21 protein-coding genes and 1 pseudogene are annotated in these 14,758 nt (G+C 52.1%); 21 read left to right on the forward strand and 1 reads right to left on the reverse strand.

What is annotated here, in order from left to right:
* Positions 1 to 85: 85 nt before the first annotated feature.
* Both GFS31_RS02015 and hpxO read left to right on the forward strand, forming a co-directional pair.
* Positions 86 to 1,426 carry a proton extrusion protein PcxA gene (locus tag GFS31_RS02015; protein ID WP_198806640.1) on the forward strand — a complete coding sequence of 447 codons (1,341 nt, stop codon included), beginning with the start codon at positions 86 to 88 and terminating at the stop codon, positions 1,424 to 1,426.
* A 150-nt stretch (positions 1,427 to 1,576) separates the two neighbouring features.
* The gene (gene hpxO / locus GFS31_RS02020; RefSeq protein WP_198806641.1) at positions 1,577 to 2,740 is read left to right on the forward strand and encodes an FAD-dependent urate hydroxylase HpxO; all 1,164 of its coding nucleotides are present in this window, start codon (positions 1,577 to 1,579) and stop codon (positions 2,738 to 2,740) included.
* A 109-nt stretch (positions 2,741 to 2,849) separates the two neighbouring features.
* Here the strand turns inward: hpxO and GFS31_RS02025 are convergent, their stop codons facing one another.
* Positions 2,850 to 3,353, reverse strand: coding sequence for a GNAT family N-acetyltransferase (locus GFS31_RS02025; RefSeq protein WP_198806642.1), 504 nt, complete (start codon positions 3,351 to 3,353; stop codon positions 2,850 to 2,852).
* A gap of 113 nt (positions 3,354 to 3,466) precedes the next feature.
* On the opposite strand from GFS31_RS02025, the gene GFS31_RS02030 reads away from it, so the two are divergent.
* The 19 genes and pseudogenes from GFS31_RS02030 to GFS31_RS02120 all read left to right on the forward strand — a co-directional run.
* Positions 3,467 to 4,051 (forward strand): DUF4129 domain-containing protein, encoded by a 585-nt coding sequence (locus tag GFS31_RS02030; protein WP_198806643.1) that lies wholly within the window; start codon positions 3,467 to 3,469, stop codon positions 4,049 to 4,051.
* Positions 4,048 to 5,499, forward strand: a complete 1,452-nt coding sequence (locus GFS31_RS02035) for a DUF4350 domain-containing protein (RefSeq protein WP_198806644.1) — start codon at positions 4,048 to 4,050, stop codon at positions 5,497 to 5,499. The genes GFS31_RS02030 and GFS31_RS02035 overlap by 4 nt, the downstream gene beginning before the upstream one ends.
* Positions 5,496 to 6,446 carry an AAA family ATPase gene (locus GFS31_RS02040; RefSeq protein WP_198806645.1) on the forward strand — a complete coding sequence of 317 codons (951 nt, stop codon included), beginning with the start codon at positions 5,496 to 5,498 and terminating at the stop codon, positions 6,444 to 6,446. Before GFS31_RS02035 ends, GFS31_RS02040 begins: the two co-directional genes overlap by 4 nt.
* Complete coding sequence (locus GFS31_RS02045; RefSeq protein WP_198806646.1) at positions 6,446 to 7,768, forward strand: DUF58 domain-containing protein; 1,323 nt, start codon at positions 6,446 to 6,448, stop codon at positions 7,766 to 7,768. Before GFS31_RS02040 ends, GFS31_RS02045 begins: the two co-directional genes overlap by 1 nt.
* Positions 7,769 to 7,975: 207 nt before the next feature.
* Complete coding sequence (locus GFS31_RS02050) at positions 7,976 to 8,191, forward strand: hypothetical protein (RefSeq protein ID WP_198806647.1); 216 nt, start codon at positions 7,976 to 7,978, stop codon at positions 8,189 to 8,191.
* 19 nt (positions 8,192 to 8,210) lie between these two features.
* Entirely contained in the window at positions 8,211 to 8,717 is a 507-nt protein-coding gene (locus GFS31_RS02055) for a hypothetical protein (protein ID WP_198806648.1), read from the forward strand.
* Between the two features lie 286 nt (positions 8,718 to 9,003).
* Positions 9,004 to 9,951, forward strand: a complete 948-nt coding sequence (locus GFS31_RS02060; RefSeq protein WP_198806649.1) for a DUF6602 domain-containing protein — start codon at positions 9,004 to 9,006, stop codon at positions 9,949 to 9,951.
* Between the two features lie 301 nt (positions 9,952 to 10,252).
* Positions 10,253 to 10,738 (forward strand): PIN domain-containing protein, encoded by a 486-nt coding sequence (locus GFS31_RS02065; RefSeq protein WP_198806650.1) that lies wholly within the window; start codon positions 10,253 to 10,255, stop codon positions 10,736 to 10,738.
* A complete protein-coding gene (locus GFS31_RS02070) occupies positions 10,725 to 10,931 on the forward strand; it encodes a hypothetical protein (protein ID WP_198806651.1) in 207 nt (68 codons plus the stop codon). The genes GFS31_RS02065 and GFS31_RS02070 overlap by 14 nt, the downstream gene beginning before the upstream one ends.
* Positions 10,932 to 11,024: 93 nt before the next feature.
* On the forward strand, positions 11,025 to 11,252 hold the full coding sequence (locus GFS31_RS02075) for a hypothetical protein (protein ID WP_198806652.1): 228 nt from the start codon (positions 11,025 to 11,027) through the stop codon (positions 11,250 to 11,252).
* Positions 11,242 to 11,631: a type II toxin-antitoxin system VapC family toxin gene (locus tag GFS31_RS02080; protein ID WP_198806653.1), complete on the forward strand. Its 390-nt coding sequence runs from the start codon at positions 11,242 to 11,244 to the stop codon at positions 11,629 to 11,631. Before GFS31_RS02075 ends, GFS31_RS02080 begins: the two co-directional genes overlap by 11 nt.
* A gap of 186 nt (positions 11,632 to 11,817) precedes the next feature.
* Positions 11,818 to 12,057 (forward strand): AbrB/MazE/SpoVT family DNA-binding domain-containing protein, encoded by a 240-nt coding sequence (locus tag GFS31_RS02085; RefSeq protein WP_198806654.1) that lies wholly within the window; start codon positions 11,818 to 11,820, stop codon positions 12,055 to 12,057.
* Positions 12,058 to 12,066: 9 nt separating this feature from the next.
* Positions 12,067 to 12,468, forward strand: a complete 402-nt coding sequence (locus GFS31_RS02090) for a type II toxin-antitoxin system VapC family toxin (protein WP_198806655.1) — start codon at positions 12,067 to 12,069, stop codon at positions 12,466 to 12,468.
* A gap of 114 nt (positions 12,469 to 12,582) precedes the next feature.
* Positions 12,583 to 13,002: a XisH family protein gene (locus GFS31_RS02095; protein ID WP_198806656.1), complete on the forward strand. Its 420-nt coding sequence runs from the start codon at positions 12,583 to 12,585 to the stop codon at positions 13,000 to 13,002.
* The gene (locus GFS31_RS02100) at positions 12,987 to 13,298 is read left to right on the forward strand and encodes an element excision factor XisI family protein (RefSeq protein ID WP_198806657.1); all 312 of its coding nucleotides are present in this window, start codon (positions 12,987 to 12,989) and stop codon (positions 13,296 to 13,298) included. Before GFS31_RS02095 ends, GFS31_RS02100 begins: the two co-directional genes overlap by 16 nt.
* Before the next feature lie 163 nt (positions 13,299 to 13,461).
* Positions 13,462 to 13,761 carry a DUF2281 domain-containing protein gene (locus tag GFS31_RS02105; RefSeq protein WP_198806658.1) on the forward strand — a complete coding sequence of 100 codons (300 nt, stop codon included), beginning with the start codon at positions 13,462 to 13,464 and terminating at the stop codon, positions 13,759 to 13,761.
* On the forward strand, positions 13,748 to 14,107 hold the full coding sequence (locus GFS31_RS02110) for a type II toxin-antitoxin system PemK/MazF family toxin (RefSeq protein WP_198806659.1): 360 nt from the start codon (positions 13,748 to 13,750) through the stop codon (positions 14,105 to 14,107). Before GFS31_RS02105 ends, GFS31_RS02110 begins: the two co-directional genes overlap by 14 nt.
* A gap of 162 nt (positions 14,108 to 14,269) precedes the next feature.
* Complete coding sequence (locus GFS31_RS02115; protein WP_198806660.1) at positions 14,270 to 14,482, forward strand: Uma2 family endonuclease; 213 nt, start codon at positions 14,270 to 14,272, stop codon at positions 14,480 to 14,482.
* A pseudogene (locus tag GFS31_RS02120) lies at positions 14,481 to 14,693 on the forward strand (IS1 family transposase); the annotation flags it as partial. The gene GFS31_RS02115 and the pseudogene GFS31_RS02120, both read left to right, overlap by 2 nt.
* Positions 14,694 to 14,758: the final 65 nt, after the last annotated feature.

Genomic DNA, 14,758 nt, shown 5'->3' on the forward strand with positions numbered 1-14,758 from the left:
AGAGAGTTGTATTATCCTGTCATTTAGAGATCGACCCCAAGCCTCGATTCCAAGTTTCCTCCTGTTCCTATCGCCGTGCCCGCTGATGCAGACCCCAGGCTTTTTTCGCAATGCCCAGCAGTGGTTTTTTCGTACCCCAGAACGAGCCCTGAATCAAGCCTACGAAGCGGCGCAGATGATCGAGGCGATTGAGCGGGAATACTTTGGCGGCAACCCCATCTCTGCCCGCTACGGCAACTATGGCGACAGCGCCATGGACTATTTTCAGGCCGAGTTAAAAAAGTATCTCAACTTAATTAAGGTGCGAATGGCGGAGTTTCGCACCAGCCGCACGGTGATCCGGGCATCCGACCCGCGTGTGATGGAGGTGGATATATCGCCCTCCGAGGCCGACGAAATGGCCGTGAATGTGGTGGATCGGCAGGCCGTATTGTTTCGCAAGCTGCGACTGATTGATGCAGTGCTGGCCCGCTATGCCAGCCTAGACGATTCCCCCGCACGGGTGATTACCCTCACGGAGGGAGCCAACGGGAGCCTTGCTGCTGCCCAGTCTACCCAAGTGCTGCGGGCCAAGGCAGAACAGTCTCAGGATCAAGCCAACGCCTCTAAGGACAACCGAGAAGGGCTTTCCGAGCGAGTGAACGTGCTGCCCCGATCCATTCTGCGGACGGTGGATCGAATTCGGCAGGATCTAGACCCCAACGCCGAAGAGGAGGTGATGAGGGAGTTTCGCACCTCCAAGGGGCGCACCACCGCCGCCATTCGCTTTTTGCTGCTGCTAATTATTGTGCCCCTGCTGACCCACCAATTCACCAAAACTTTCCTGGTGGGGTCAGTGGTCGATCACTTTCGCCAAGGCCGCCAAGCAGACGTTTTTCTCAATATTGAAATGGAGGAAGAAGCCCTCCACGAGCTGCAACGCTTTGAAGAACGGCTGCGGTTTGAGGTACTCATTGGCAAGGCTCCTCCCCTTTCGGAGTTGAATATTGAGCGCCAGGTACGAGAAAAAGCCACAGAAATTGAAGAAGAATACCGCCAAACCAGTGCCAATGCCATCAAAAATATCTTTGCCGACCTAGCAGCGGTTGCGGCTTTTATGCTGCTATTGATCACCCGCAAACAGGATGTCGCTAATCTGAAAGCCTTCATGGATGAAATGATCTACGGCCTCAGCGATAGCGCCAAAGCCTTCATCATCATCCTGTTTACGGATATCTTCGTCGGATTTCACTCCCCCCACGGCTGGGAAGTGTTGCTAGAAGGGTTTTCTCGACACTTTGGCTTTCCGGCCAATCGAGAGTTTATCTTCCTGTTTATCGCCACTTTCCCGGTGGTGCTCAATACGGTCTTCAAATACTGGATTTTCCGCTACCTCAACCGCATTTCTCCCTCAGCGGTAGCCACCTACAAGAACATGAACGAATAGACTGAACCTGACCCCAATCACGGGCGTTCTGGGGCGGCAGAAATCCTGGCAATCAGGTCTTATCCTTGAATGTATACAATGAGTTGGGCGGGCCAAAGCAGCACCAGGGTATCCCTCGACTAGGACGTATCGCGGTTAGGAGAATCTCAGATGTACAAGTTGAAAGTGGTGATTGTGGGAGCCGGAATCGGCGGATTAACCACGGGGATCGCCATGAAGCAGGCGGGCTACCAGGTTGAGGTCTACGACCGGGTGACGGAACTGCGTCCGGCGGGGGCAGGCATTTCCCTCTGGTCAAACGGGGTGAAGGTGCTGAATCGCCTGGGGCTAGGGGAAAGGCTGGCGGCCATCGGCGGCGAGATGAACGCCATGGAATATCGCAGCCACACCGACGAACAACTGAGCTACGTCGATCTCCATCCCCTATTTGAGCAGGTGGGACAGCGGCCCTACCCCGTAGCCAGGGCCGATCTGCAAGCCATGCTGCTGGAGAAATTTGGCCCCGAAAATGTCCATCTGGGGATGCCCTGCGTGGCGGTGGAGCAGGATGACCAGTCCGCCACCGCCATTTTTGAAAACGGCCACCGCGCCACCGGAGATCTGGTGATTGGGGCCGATGGCGTCCATTCTGCTGTGCGGGCCTACGTGCTGGGGCGGTCGGTGTCCCGTCGCTATGCCCGCTACGTCAACTGGAACGGTCTCGTCCCTGCCGAAGCCGCCCTCTGCGCCCAGGATCGTTGGGTGATCTACGTGGGCGAAAGCAAGCGGGCTTCCATGATGCCCGTGGGCGGCGACCGCTTCTATTTCTTCTTTGGCGCACCCATGGTGGAGGGCACCCAGGTAGACCCGGCTCACCGCCGCGATGAACTGGCGGACATCTTCAAAGGGTGGCCCACCGCCGTGCAGCATCTGATTGAGGCCATTGACCCCCACAGCACCAATCGCCTCGAAATTGGCGACATTGACCCCCTAGAACGTCTAGTGCGCGGGCGCATTGCCCTGCTGGGAGATTCGGCCCACGCCACCACGCCCACCCTCGGCCAGGGCGGTTGCCAAGCTATCGAAGGAGCCGAGGTGCTCACCCGCTACCTACTCACCACCAACATCAGCGTGTCCGATGCCCTCAACCGCTACGAAAAAGCCCGCAAAGACCGCACCGCCGAACTGGTGCTGAAGGCCCGCAAACGCAGCAGCGTCATCTATGGTCACGAGCCTTCTGCTACCCAGCAGTGGTACCGCGACCTCAAGCAAGAGCCCCCCGAATCGGTGATCAACGCTTTGGCTAAGGTCATCCTCACCGGGCCGTTGGGCTAGGGGCATCCGGTTGGGTTGGGGGCTAGAGTTCTTGCTCAAACCGCTGGGGTGAGTCTCGTTCGCCAAGACCCAGACTCACCCGTCTGGCCAGATAGTGGGCAGGCAATCCCTAGGGAAAGATGACCAAATGACGATCAAACGTCACCCCACCCCGCTCAACTCGGTCGGTGGCCGTGTGGCGGAAGCCAAACTTTTGAAACAGCCCCAGACTAAAGGCGCTGGCTTCGGCATAGAGGCGGGGGATCCTGTCTTGGCGGGCTTTTTCGAGCAGGGCGGTCAGCAGGTGTGATCCAACTCCCTGACCGAGGCAATCGTGGCGCACGTAGAGGGCGGTGATGTGGCCATCGATAGCCAGTCCGCCAAAGCCAAGCATCAGCGGTTGGTCTGCATTGACGACGGGTTGATCAGCAACAAACCCATCGGATTCGGCAACGTAGGTGGTGGCCTCCAGGATGAAACGGCAGAACGACGGTGTATCGGCCCCAAAAGCAGCCCAGGCTTGGGTTTGGGCAGGGCTGTAGTGCTGGGGGGCGTGGGTCAGCACCGTTTCGCGATAGAGGCTGGCGAGGGCGGGAATGTCGGCGGCAGTGGCAAGGCGAAGGGCTGGGGGCATGGGTTGGGGCTGGTATGGGGCAGGTTTGAGGGGCTTCTGTGGCAGGCTAACCGAGGACGGCTCTTCTGGCAGGTGGCATAATGGGGCCAGTTTGCGCTAGGTGTTTCGCCGCCATGCCCCCGGATTTGTCCCACTGTACCCACTCTTTCTCTTGGCAAATTCGCCAAACCGTTCAGCGCACGGGGGAATGGTTTGACTATCAATTTTCGCGCATTAATATCGATGGCCCAGGAATCCAAAGTTGGGATTGGCTGGAACCCTTGGCGCGAGGGCTGTTTTGGCTGATGGTGGCGGGGCTGGCGCTGTGGCTGGCGTGGTTGCTGTATCAAGGGGGGATGGCCTACCTGAATCGTCCCAAAATTCCGGGCGCGATGACAACCCAGGCGATTCGCGAAGAAGCCCTGAAGCAGGCGGCCTACTGGTGGAAAGAGGCGCAGAGATTGGCCCAGGCGGGGGATTATGCGGCGGCTTGTAAGGCGCTTTATATGGCGGGTTTGGCCAGACTCAACGATACCGAAACCGTGCCCTATCGCTCCAGCCGCACCGATGGGGAATACCTGGCCTGCCTGGAACCCCCGAACCGCCCCTATGAACTGCTGATTCGCACCCACGAACGCCTTACCTTTGGCGATGGCCAAGCCACGGAGGAAACCTATCAGCGCTGCCGTCGCGCCTACCAGGAGATTGCCCAATCGTGAATACGGCCCTGACCTGGAATCGGCGCACGGTAATCCTGGGGGCGGTGGCCCTAGTTTTGCTGCTGGGGCTGCTGCTGCTAGGGGCTCCAGCCAGCAGTCGGCTAGATAGCGGCTCCACCTGGCACCGAGGGCCTTCGGGCTATAGCGCTTGGTATGAATCCCTGGAGCAGCAGGACGTAACGGTACAACGGTGGCAGCGTCCGGTGGAAGATTTGTTGGAGCAAGTGGGCAGAGCGGAAAAGAAACCCCAGCCCAAGCCGATTCCACCCGGATCAGAGGGCACAACCACCACGCTAAATCTGGATCACCCCTCCTTTCCCAATTCCTTTGCAAATTTATACCCATTCCGGCCCCCCTTGCCCTTAGGGAGAGGGGCTGGGGATGAGGGCCAATCCGGGGCCAATAGTGAGCCAAACGTCCTCAATACTGGGACTTTCCCTCACCCTAAATCCCTCTCCCAAAATTGGGAGAGGGACTTTGAAGAAAGCCAGTTCCGGCCCCCCTCTCCCCGTGGGAGAGGGGCTGGGGGTGAGGGCCAAGACCCCAACGGCCCAGAAACCCTCGTCGCCATCCTCCCCGGCTTTATCGATCAACAAAATTTGTACAGCCTCATCCCCTGGATGCCAGACTGGCTGGAGGCGGGCCATCGGCTGGTGGTGCTAGGCTGGAAAACTCCGACGACGGCAGCGCCCTTTTCCCAAGTGCTAAGCAGCGATCAGGGAACTGTGCAGATTGACACCCGTCGCCGTTACCAGGGGAGTGATAGCCCAACGGCGTTTCTCAAAGATGAGTATGGATCCGTAGCTTGGGAGCAGGAGTATGGGAGTTTGGGGCGGTTTATTGCGGTGACAACGCCGCACCTGGGGGCCAATGCCTACCTGAATCAGCCGGGAAACCTGGCGTTTCTGACGGAGTTGGTGACTCGCGAGGGCGGGCGGGTGTGGATTGACGAGTACCTGCACGGCTATCGCGATGCCGATGCGGTGGCCGCTGAGGTGGGGGGTGACAGTTGGCTAGCCTACCTGGGGCAAACTCCGTTGTTGATTTTGGGATTGCAAGCCCTAGGGGTGACGCTGCTGGCCTTGCTGGCCTTTAACCGTCGATTGGGGCCGCGCCAACCTTTAAAGACGCCCCAAATCGACAACAGCCAAGCCTACATCCAAGCCCTGGCCGGGGTGCTCTACAAGGCCAACAGCCACGATTTTGTGGTGCAAACCCTCAGTCAGGCGGAGCGCATCACTCTGCAAAAGGCGCTGGGGCTAGGGACAACTCCAGTGCCCATCGAGCAACTGCAAGCGGCCTGGGTGCAGCAGTATCGCCGCAGTTCTGGGGAATTAGCCGACATCCTGACCCCGCCCACACCCCGCACCGAAACCCAACTGCGGGACTGGCTCCAGCGGGTACAATCCCTACAGCCCCTTTCCTCCGGAGATTCTGGCAACCCATGAGCGACCTTCAGGCGGCGATCAATCGCATTGGCAAAACCCTTGGCAGCGTGGTGGTGGGGCAGGAGACCCTGGTGCAGCAGCTTTTGGTGGCGTTGCTGGCGGGGGGACATGTGATTTTGGAGGGGGTGCCGGGGACGGGGAAAACCCTGCTGGTGCGGGTGTTGTCGCGGCTGATTCAGTCGGATTTTGCCCGGATTCAGCTCACGCCGGACATTCTGCCCTCGGACATTTCCGGCACCAACGTGTTTGACCTCACCAACCGCACCTTCACCCTCAAGCGTGGCCCGGTGTTTACCCAGGTGCTGCTGGCGGACGAAATCAACCGCACTCCGCCCAAAACCCAGTCTGCCCTGCTGGAGGCGATGGAGGAGCAGCAAGTGACCCTGGACGGCACCAGTCACCCCCTGCCCGACCTGTTTTGGGTGGTGGCCACCCAGAACCCCCTGGAGTTTGAGGGCACCTATCCCCTACCGGAGGCCCAACTCGACCGCTTTCTCTTTAAGCTGGTGGTGGATTATCCCGCCCCCGCCGCCGAAAAGCAGATGCTCCTCAATGCCCAGGCCGGATTTGAGGCGAAACGGCTGGACATTAGCCAGCTCAAGCCCATCGTCAGCGCTAATCACATTCTGGCGGCGCGAAAGGAAGCCAAGGCCGTCCCCGTCCAGGAGTCGATTTTGGATTACCTGCTGGCCCTGGCCCACAAAACCCGCCAGCACCCCGACCTAGAACTGGGCACCTCCCCCCGATCCACGGTGCAGTGGTTGGCGGCCAGCAAGGCCCACGCCTGGATCAACGGCCAAGAGTACGTTACCCCCGACAACGTCAAAGCCGTCGCCCCCGCCCTGTTGCGCCATCGCCTGGTGCTGGGGGCCGAAGCCCAACTGGATGGCCTGACCACGGATCGCGTCATCCAAAGCGTGCTGGATGCCGTGGCGGTGCCCCGCTGATGGCCATCGTTCCCACGGGCAAAACCTACGGTCTGCTGCTGGGGGGCGGGCTGGGGGCAACGCTGTTGGCCAACTTTTTTGATACGCCCAACCGTCTGATGCTGGCACTGCTGGCATTGGGACTATTTGACGGTCTGGTGCTGCTGGCGATGCTGTGGGACGGCTGGCGGGTCAACTCCCGACGGGCCACCATCACGCGGGATCGGCTTCATCGCCTCTCCATTGGCCGAGACAACCCCATCACCCTCCAGGCCGAAGCACCCCACCGCACCCGCCTGCGCCTGTTCGACAACTACCCCACCGACTTCGACGGCACCGCCATGCCGCTGACCGTCGATCTCCAGGCCCGTGAGCCGGAAACCCTCACCTTCACCGTCCACCCCAAACGGCGCGGCGAATACCCCTGGGGCGATGTGCAGATTCAACAACTCAGTCCCCTGGGCCTCGCTTGGGCCGATTGGACGATCCCCGCCGCCGCCCCAGTGGCCGTCTACCCCGACCTGATCGGCCTGCACCAGCTTTCCGTCAAGCTCGCCCTCCAGTCCACGGGAACCCTGAAGCAGCGGCGACGACTGGGCGTAGGCACCGAATTTGCCGAACTGCGGGAATACGGCATCGGCGACGACCTGCGCTTCATCGACTGGAAGGCCACCGCCCGCCTCAGTCAGCCCCTCGTCCGTGTGCTGGAGCCAGAGCGGGAACAAACCCTGCTGATTTTGCTGGATCGCGGTCGGCTGATGACGGCCCAGGTGCAAGGGCTCACCCGATTTGATTGGGGCATGAATGCGGCCCTCTCCTTGGCGCTGGCGGGGGTCAGTCGCGGCGACCGCGTCGGCCTGGGCGTGTTTGACCGCACCCTGCACACCTGGCTCCCCCCCAAGGGCGGACGGGCCAATTTTCAACGGATGATCGAACGGCTCACCCCCATCGACCCCGTCCTAGAAGAATCCGACTACCTAGCCGCCGCCACCCACGCCGCCCAACAACAGCACCGCCGCTCTCTGGTGGTCATCATCACCGACATCGTGGACGAAACCGCCAGCGCCGAATTGCTCTCGGCCCTGGCCCGCCTGCGCCCCCGCCACCTGCCCTTCTGCATCACCCTACGCGACCCCGCCATCGACCGCCAAGCCCACCAGCCCACCACCGAAGTCGATGCCGCCTACCAACGGGCGGTGGCGCTGGATTTGCTGAGCCAGCGAGAAACGGCCTTTGCCCGCCTAAAAAAACGAGGGGTTTTGGTGCTGGATGCCCCCGCCCACCAAATCGTAGAACCCCTGGTGGAAAGTTATTTACGAATTAAGAGTCAGAGTAGGTTGTGAGAGTATTGTTTAGGGGCGTTCACGACAGTGGCAATATGGCTGTGAATAAGCCAGCGCGAAGCATAAAGGACTGTTAACTTTCGAGGAATATCATTACACCTAGAAGTCAGCTTGATTTTTCGGTCTATGATTGGAGCTAAAAGTGCAATGAAAACAGATGCTTAACTACTAAGCCAAAGCCCTTTAAATCAAACATGAGGTTACATAGTGGATGTAGTCAATTCAGCATTAGGTAGTTCTGTCGCGGCATCTTCAAAGATCGCAGTTGAAGGTGCAACTCAAGAGCTTGAAGACTTTTTAACCGGAGAAGGTTCACAAGAAATTTCAGAGAAGTCAATAAGCAACTCAGTTATCAGAGCTTCTACTTCAGCATCTGAGGAGTCTACTATCTCGGAAAAACTTAATGATTTTTTAGATGATTGAGTAGTGAAGCTAGAAATATATGGATACCCTTAATTACTCTACAGGCTCAATTATTCAGTTAGATGGCGTTAAGCATTGCGATATCGTACTGGACACGCATAGAGTGGTTGGATTAATAGCATCTCAAGATGAGTCACGCAACAAAAAAACATGTAAGTTGTTCTTAGCAGATCTAAGAGCTATGCCACTTCACCCTGTAACAGAAAAGCCTGCAAGTTATACACTGATTCACCAGCCTATCTATCCAATAGATATCTCGCAAATGAAAGAAAGGCTACAGAAGCTTAGGCCAAAATACGAAGGAACCGAATACAACATTATCCAAAATAATTGTCAGCATTTTGCATGGGAACTTATTACTGGCGAACGTAAATCACCAGATGCCGATAAGTGGAAAATGCTAGGCCCATTTTCTAATGCTGTTGGAGCAATAAGAGATTTTGGTAGCACCAATTCTTCTGAGAGCTTAGTTAACATCAATCCTTTTCGAGAGAATTTAGCTCTATTTCTGATGACTCCATCCTAATTAATTAATCATGATCTAGTGACGTGCTTCAGCCTTTCAGAATGATCGCTACATAATCATTTGAGATATGGCCGACTGGCACCCCTTTATCTCCTTAGTTAATAGGATGTGTTATTAGACTTAGCTATAACGCATCAAAGCCTTAAACACTATAAATTACCTATGAAATAGGTAAAGCAAAGGAAAGCGAAGTAATGCCTAGGAGGGACAATTTACACTTTTCCCTACTCCGCACCCTAGCTAATGAGCACATCAGGCTAAGCTGTGACATTGGGAGACAAGCAAAATGCACACAGAGGAAACCAATAACCTTTTCACAAACTTCTTTTCATCCTATGACAATGAACTTAAAAGCCGAATGAAGCGCTTAGATCAGCTCATAAGCCGTGATCATTGGCTTAGCGTCGGCAATTACAAGGAATCCATTCTTAGACAGCTTATTGCAAATGTAATTCCCAGGAAGCACGAAGTCAGCACTGGATTTATACTTGCAGCAGATAATTTAGGAAATCCAATTAAATCAAAACAAATAGATATTCTAATATGGAATTCTTATGATTATGCTCCAGTTTTTAGAGATGGGGATTTTGTTATAGTTCCACCTGAAGCCTGCAAAGCAACTATTGAGGTAAAAGGCAGATTGACGAGGGATGAACTGAAAAAGTCTCTTCGGAGTTCAGATGCAATTTTTGAATTTGCTAGAACACCTCTCTCTCAAAACATGAAAATTAAAAAATATATTTTCTCCTTTGATTCTTATCGCCTTCACTTCCCTGGAGGTGTATTTGACGGTCTTTCTCGCTACTATTACAAACAGGCAACAATGCCTATGTCAGAGAGAATGAAATGTATTCAGTCGAGATGGCCTAGCGACATATCATGGTCTTTATTTTCTGTTGATGCAATATTTATTTTAGGAAAAGGTGCAATTTTGCAAGAACCCAAAAATTTTGGTGGTACGCCGCACCTTACCTTTGAAGCTTATAAAACTTGTAATGAAGACGGTGATGATCATACTTATGCTTTTTTTGAGCATGAGATTCATAGATCTATTAGCACTATTCACGATTCGGGACTTTACTACATGAAACAACCCGGCTTACAATCTGTCGCACAAAATATTAATATCTCTAAGTACCCAGGCAAAAGTACCATGATGCTTCCAGAATTGAATCCAAACATCTATTGGGGCGATTTTCTAGAGGATACAATCTATAGACCCAAACTAGCATAAGGCTAGGAGTCGTTGTAGGCAGTGCCCACCACTGGGAAAACTATTTTCCAGAAGTCGCCTTAACTCTCGTATCCGTAGACATCGATCTACAGCACATCCATCAAGTTCAACCGTTTTCTCTAGAATCCTGGAAAGAATCATGAGTTGTTGTCTATTGTGTAGGTGCCGCAAATAAAAGCGATGTAATATCTAGACGAAACGATTTACATTTTGCCCTACGCCGCACCCTAGAAAAAGGTGGGTGGATGGTCACAGATAACCTATTGATTTTAACGAATAGAATACGTTAGGCTGAGTGGGAATGGTAAAAAGCTACAACCTTTATCTAGATGTATGCTGCCTCAATCGCCCCTTTGACGACTGGTCACAAGAACGGGTGCGTTTAGAGGGTGAAGTAATTTTGTCGATCTTAGCCAGAGTTGAGGCAAAACAGTGGCAGATCACTTCCAGTGAAGCCGTAGAGGTAGAACTGATGCGAATGACTAACCTTGAAAAGTTGAAGAATGTCCGACGACTTCTCAGCCTTGCCCATCAAGTCATTTTCCTTGACAGTAGCATCGACCAACGCTCTCAAGACTTAGAAAGTCTAGGCTTTGGACTCTATGACTCCTTTCACATTGCTTGTGCTGAAATAGCTAAAGTCGATGTATTACTCACAACAGATGATCGCTTACTTAGAAAAGCCAAGTCTTACTCCAGCGGACTAAACGTTACCGTTGAAAATCCTGTTAATTGGCTAATGTCAATTTTTCAAAATGAAGGAGAATCCAATCATGACACCCCTTGAAATTCGAGAAAAAGGCTACCAAGTACTATTCGAGCATCTAGGCGAAGTAACAACCGTCCGATTTCTCAAAGATATGGGTTGGGGAATCGGTGACTACACCCAAGAACGCCCATCCAGATTGGGAAACGCTACTCGCCAAGATTTTTGGCGTGATGTGGAAAAAATCCGCCAAGAAAAGCGAAGTAATATCTAGGCGAGACGATTTACATTTTACCCTACACCGCACCCTGGAAAAAGATGGGTGGATAATTACAAGTGATTTAGGATGGTAACTAAGGAGATTAGTATGAGCATTCCTCTCATTGACGAAGTGGTTGAGCAGTTGAAAATCATGCCTCAACCGCTACAAAGACAAGTCCTTGAATTTGTACGATCCCTCGCAAAAGTAGAAATTCGAGGTACACCAGGCCACCAATTATTGCGTTTCGCTGGGGCAATACCTCCTGACGATCTCCAGTTAATGCATGAAGCCATTGAACAAGATTGTGGACAGGTCGATATCGATGAATGGTAAATTTTTGCTCGATACCAATATCGTCATTGCCCTTTTTGCTAACGAGGCAACCATCAAAAGCAATCTTACTCAAGCCAGCGAAGTCTTTATTCCAAGTATTGTCATTGGCGAATTGTATTACGGAGCCAGGAAATCAGGTCGAATTGAAGCAAATTTAGCTAGAATCGACGATTTCGTTGATGGCAGCACGATATTAGCGTGTGATACTGAAACAGCTCGACAATACGGCGAAGTCAAAAATAACTTGAGACTCAAAGGCCGACCATTGCCTGAAAATGACATCTGGATTGCAGCCCTTTCACTACAGCATAATCTAATTTTAGTAACACGAGATGCCCATTTCAAAGAAGTAGAGAATCTACGAAACATAGCATGGTGAACTAAGCAAATACGCCCAACCAGATCGTGATGCATCAAAGGCTAAAACACTATAAATTACCTATAAAATAGGTGTAAAATAGGTGCCATCAAAGAAAGCAAAGTAATGTCTAGACGAGACAATTTACATTTTTCCCTACGCCGCACCCTAGAAAAAGATAGGTGAATCTAAATTGGAGGTTTTCTGATGTCAAACCCAAATCATGCTTTTCTTGTAGCCAGCGGGCAAAATCAAGTACTAACTATTCCCAGCGAATTTACTCTGCCCAGCAGCGAAGTCCTGTTACGCAAAGAAGGAAACCGACTCATCATTGAACCTATCCAACCTGGCTCTTTACTTGCGCTGTTGTCAACATTAGAAGACATAGCCGATCCCTTCCCTGATACAGACGCAGAAACACTATCCCTAGATGATATTATGCTTTAGCCTTGCCAGATGACCTATCAATATCTGCTCGACACTAACATTCTGTCAGACCTAGTAAGACACCCCCAAGGACAGGTCTTTCAGCAAATCACCAAGGTCGGTGAAGAAAGCGTTTGCACCAGCATCGTTGTAGCCTGTGAACTCCGGTTCGGCGCAGTTAAAAGTAGTTCCTCCCGCTTAATTCAGCAAGTAGAACGCATCCTTGATGTTTTACCTATTTTGCCGCTAACCACTCCAATAGATCACCACTATGCTGAAATTCGTCACCATTTAGAGCAACTTGGAATCCCAATCGGGCCAAACGATCTTCTGATTGCAGCCCATACCCTTTCCCTGGAACTTACACTCATCACCGCAAATACTCGCGAATTTGAACGTATACCTAACTTGCAGATCGATAATTGGCTATAAATCAAATCTTGAGCTACACAGTTAGCAAGATGGGTGAGCTTTAGTCACAATACATCACAGACCTAAACACTATAAATTGCCTATGTAATAGGTACAATAAAGGAGAGCGCAGTGATGTCTAGACGAGATGATTTACATTTTGCCCTACGTCGCACCCTAGAAAAAGATGGGTGGATAATCACAGACGACCCATTAATTTTAGTCTTAGAGAAAACCCTGTTAAAAGCCGACCTAGGAGCCGAGAAGTTCTTCACTGCTGAAAAAGCAGGCCGTAAAATAGCCGTTGAAGTCAAAGATTTCGATTCAGCTTCCGTAATTAGCGAACTAGAAAAAACAATGGGCCAGCTTCAGCTCTATCAGTGGGCCTTAGAAGAACAAGAGCCAGAACGAAGATTGTTCCTAGCCGTAAGTCAAGATATCTATATCCGGCATTTTCAGAAGCCGATTTTCCAGCTAGCCGTACAGCGTAATAAAATTAATTTATTAGTTTACGACCCTAACCAGGAGGCCATCCTACAATGGATCAGTCATTAAATTACACAGACATCCTTAAAAAAACCTTGCAAGAGGCCGTAGTAAACCAGCCCCGCCTACAGGCCATCAAACTCTATCCCGTTTGCGATACTGAATCCGGCCACTTCTTAGTACTAGCCACAGGCTGGGACAAACAAACCTGGATGGACACCATCCTATTCCATGCACGATTGGTCGGCCAACAAGTCATCATCGAAGAAGACAACTTTGAGGAAAGCTTAACTCAAACCCTAATCACTAATGGTATTAAGCAGGAAGATATCGTCACCCATTTAGAACCCACATTTGCCGCCTAATAATTTGCTCAGCAGGATATGTTAGTCTGAGCCGCAACGCATACAGAAGTCTAAACACTATTCATTTGGCAAATCCCCTATCCAAGGCAACCTCTCCGGCAACGATATCCCCGCCCAAGGCAAACTGTTTTAAGCTAGACCTATCTCTGCCGAGGTTCCTATCATGCTCAGCGCCGCCCACCTCGAACAAGCCCTCCTCGACCACCTACGCCAACTCCCCACCGAAAAGCAGCAAGAAGTCCTCGACTTTGCCGAATTTCTGAGACAAAAAGTTTCGTCACCTCCGGCACTCCCCGCTAAACCATCCCTGCAACAGTTGGCCCGTCTGCCCCTATCCCAGCGGCACCAGGCGCTAGAACCGTTCGTCACCGAAACCGCTAAAGACTTCAGAGATGATCCCGAACTCACCGAGTTTGCCGCCCTAGATAGCGAAGACTGGGAGTTTCCCGATGATGAACCCTAACTGTGGCGAAATCTGGTTGGTAGACCTCGACCCCACTCGTGGCCAAGAAATTCAGAAAACTCGACCTGTAGTCGTCATCAGCACCGATCTATTTGCCCCGCTTCCCCTTCGCATTATCATCCCTATCACCAGTTGGCAAGATAGATTTGATCACCGCCCCTTCATGGTCAAGTTAATCGCTACTAAAACCAACGGACTCGCTAGAGACTCCGCCGCCAACGTCTTACAAATTCGTAGCTTATCTACCCAGCGCTTCGTCAAATGTCTAGGACAAATAGAGCCAGAGTCCATGACTGAAATCCTCGCCGGATTAGTGATCTGTGTTGATTACGAAGGAAATCCTTAACAGCCGCCATTAGCAGTAGCCCTGCTACCCAAAGTATTTTTTAATTTGTTGATTATTCGATGAATTAGTAGTGATAATTAGGCGGAGCTGTAATGGATTAAAGGATTAAGTGCCTACCCATAAAATAGGCATAATAGAGGAAAGAGAGACCTTAAAAAGAATATGATACAAACACTTGAGCAATGCACCTATACCCATGAAGAATACCTAGAATTTGAACTGGCTTCAGAAGAACGCCATGAGTATGTAAACGGAGAAATTTACCTCATTACTGGAGGTACACCTAACCATAATGAAATAGCCATCAACCTAGCCGCCTTACTGAAATCTGCTTTGCGAGGCAAGCCCTACCGAATTTTCGGAGCCGATCAGTAGTGCCTACCGTCGCCGACAAAACCTCTATGCCAAGACCACCGAGGGCTTGCAGCGAAGTTTGGACGTTCAGCGGTTGATCCATAATTGGGTACGCCCCCACTGGGGACTTCAGGGGAAGACCACTCCTGCGATGGCTATGGGCTTCACACCCCGCCCCATCTCGATGGCTGAGCTTTTGAATTCCAGGGGCTTTGAAACCCTCCTACTTTAACGAACCAGTGCCCGAAAGTAGGCCCAGGAAACGGTAGACGGATTGATTTCAACTTTGGCCATAGC

The sequence above is a fragment of the Leptolyngbya sp. BL0902 genome, assembly GCF_016403105.1.
GTDB lineage: Bacteria > Cyanobacteriota > Cyanobacteriia > Phormidesmidales > Phormidesmidaceae > Nodosilinea.

Coding starts and splice junctions, on each gene's coding strand:
- GFS31_RS02055 (WP_198806648.1), top strand. CDS start 8,211: ATGGATACCCTTAATTACTCTACAGGCTCAATTATTCAGTTAGATGGC.
- GFS31_RS02095 (WP_198806656.1), top strand. CDS start 12,583: ATGTCTAGACGAGATGATTTACATTTTGCCCTACGTCGCACCCTAGAA.
- GFS31_RS02080 (WP_198806653.1), top strand. CDS start 11,242: ATGAATGGTAAATTTTTGCTCGATACCAATATCGTCATTGCCCTTTTT.
- GFS31_RS02060 (WP_198806649.1), top strand. CDS start 9,004: ATGCACACAGAGGAAACCAATAACCTTTTCACAAACTTCTTTTCATCC.
- GFS31_RS02110 (WP_198806659.1), top strand. CDS start 13,748: ATGATGAACCCTAACTGTGGCGAAATCTGGTTGGTAGACCTCGACCCC.
- GFS31_RS02025 (WP_198806642.1), bottom strand. CDS start 3,353: ATGCCCCCAGCCCTTCGCCTTGCCACTGCCGCCGACATTCCCGCCCTC.
- GFS31_RS02070 (WP_198806651.1), top strand. CDS start 10,725: ATGACACCCCTTGAAATTCGAGAAAAAGGCTACCAAGTACTATTCGAG.
- GFS31_RS02090 (WP_198806655.1), top strand. CDS start 12,067: ATGACCTATCAATATCTGCTCGACACTAACATTCTGTCAGACCTAGTA.
- hpxO (WP_198806641.1), top strand. CDS start 1,577: ATGTACAAGTTGAAAGTGGTGATTGTGGGAGCCGGAATCGGCGGATTA.
- GFS31_RS02075 (WP_198806652.1), top strand. CDS start 11,025: ATGAGCATTCCTCTCATTGACGAAGTGGTTGAGCAGTTGAAAATCATG.
- GFS31_RS02040 (WP_198806645.1), top strand. CDS start 5,496: ATGAGCGACCTTCAGGCGGCGATCAATCGCATTGGCAAAACCCTTGGC.
- GFS31_RS02065 (WP_198806650.1), top strand. CDS start 10,253: ATGGTAAAAAGCTACAACCTTTATCTAGATGTATGCTGCCTCAATCGC.
- GFS31_RS02015 (WP_198806640.1), top strand. CDS start 86: ATGCAGACCCCAGGCTTTTTTCGCAATGCCCAGCAGTGGTTTTTTCGT.
- GFS31_RS02105 (WP_198806658.1), top strand. CDS start 13,462: ATGCTCAGCGCCGCCCACCTCGAACAAGCCCTCCTCGACCACCTACGC.
- GFS31_RS02045 (WP_198806646.1), top strand. CDS start 6,446: ATGGCCATCGTTCCCACGGGCAAAACCTACGGTCTGCTGCTGGGGGGC.
- GFS31_RS02030 (WP_198806643.1), top strand. CDS start 3,467: ATGCCCCCGGATTTGTCCCACTGTACCCACTCTTTCTCTTGGCAAATT.
- GFS31_RS02085 (WP_198806654.1), top strand. CDS start 11,818: ATGTCAAACCCAAATCATGCTTTTCTTGTAGCCAGCGGGCAAAATCAA.
- GFS31_RS02100 (WP_198806657.1), top strand. CDS start 12,987: ATGGATCAGTCATTAAATTACACAGACATCCTTAAAAAAACCTTGCAA.
- GFS31_RS02115 (WP_198806660.1), top strand. CDS start 14,270: ATGATACAAACACTTGAGCAATGCACCTATACCCATGAAGAATACCTA.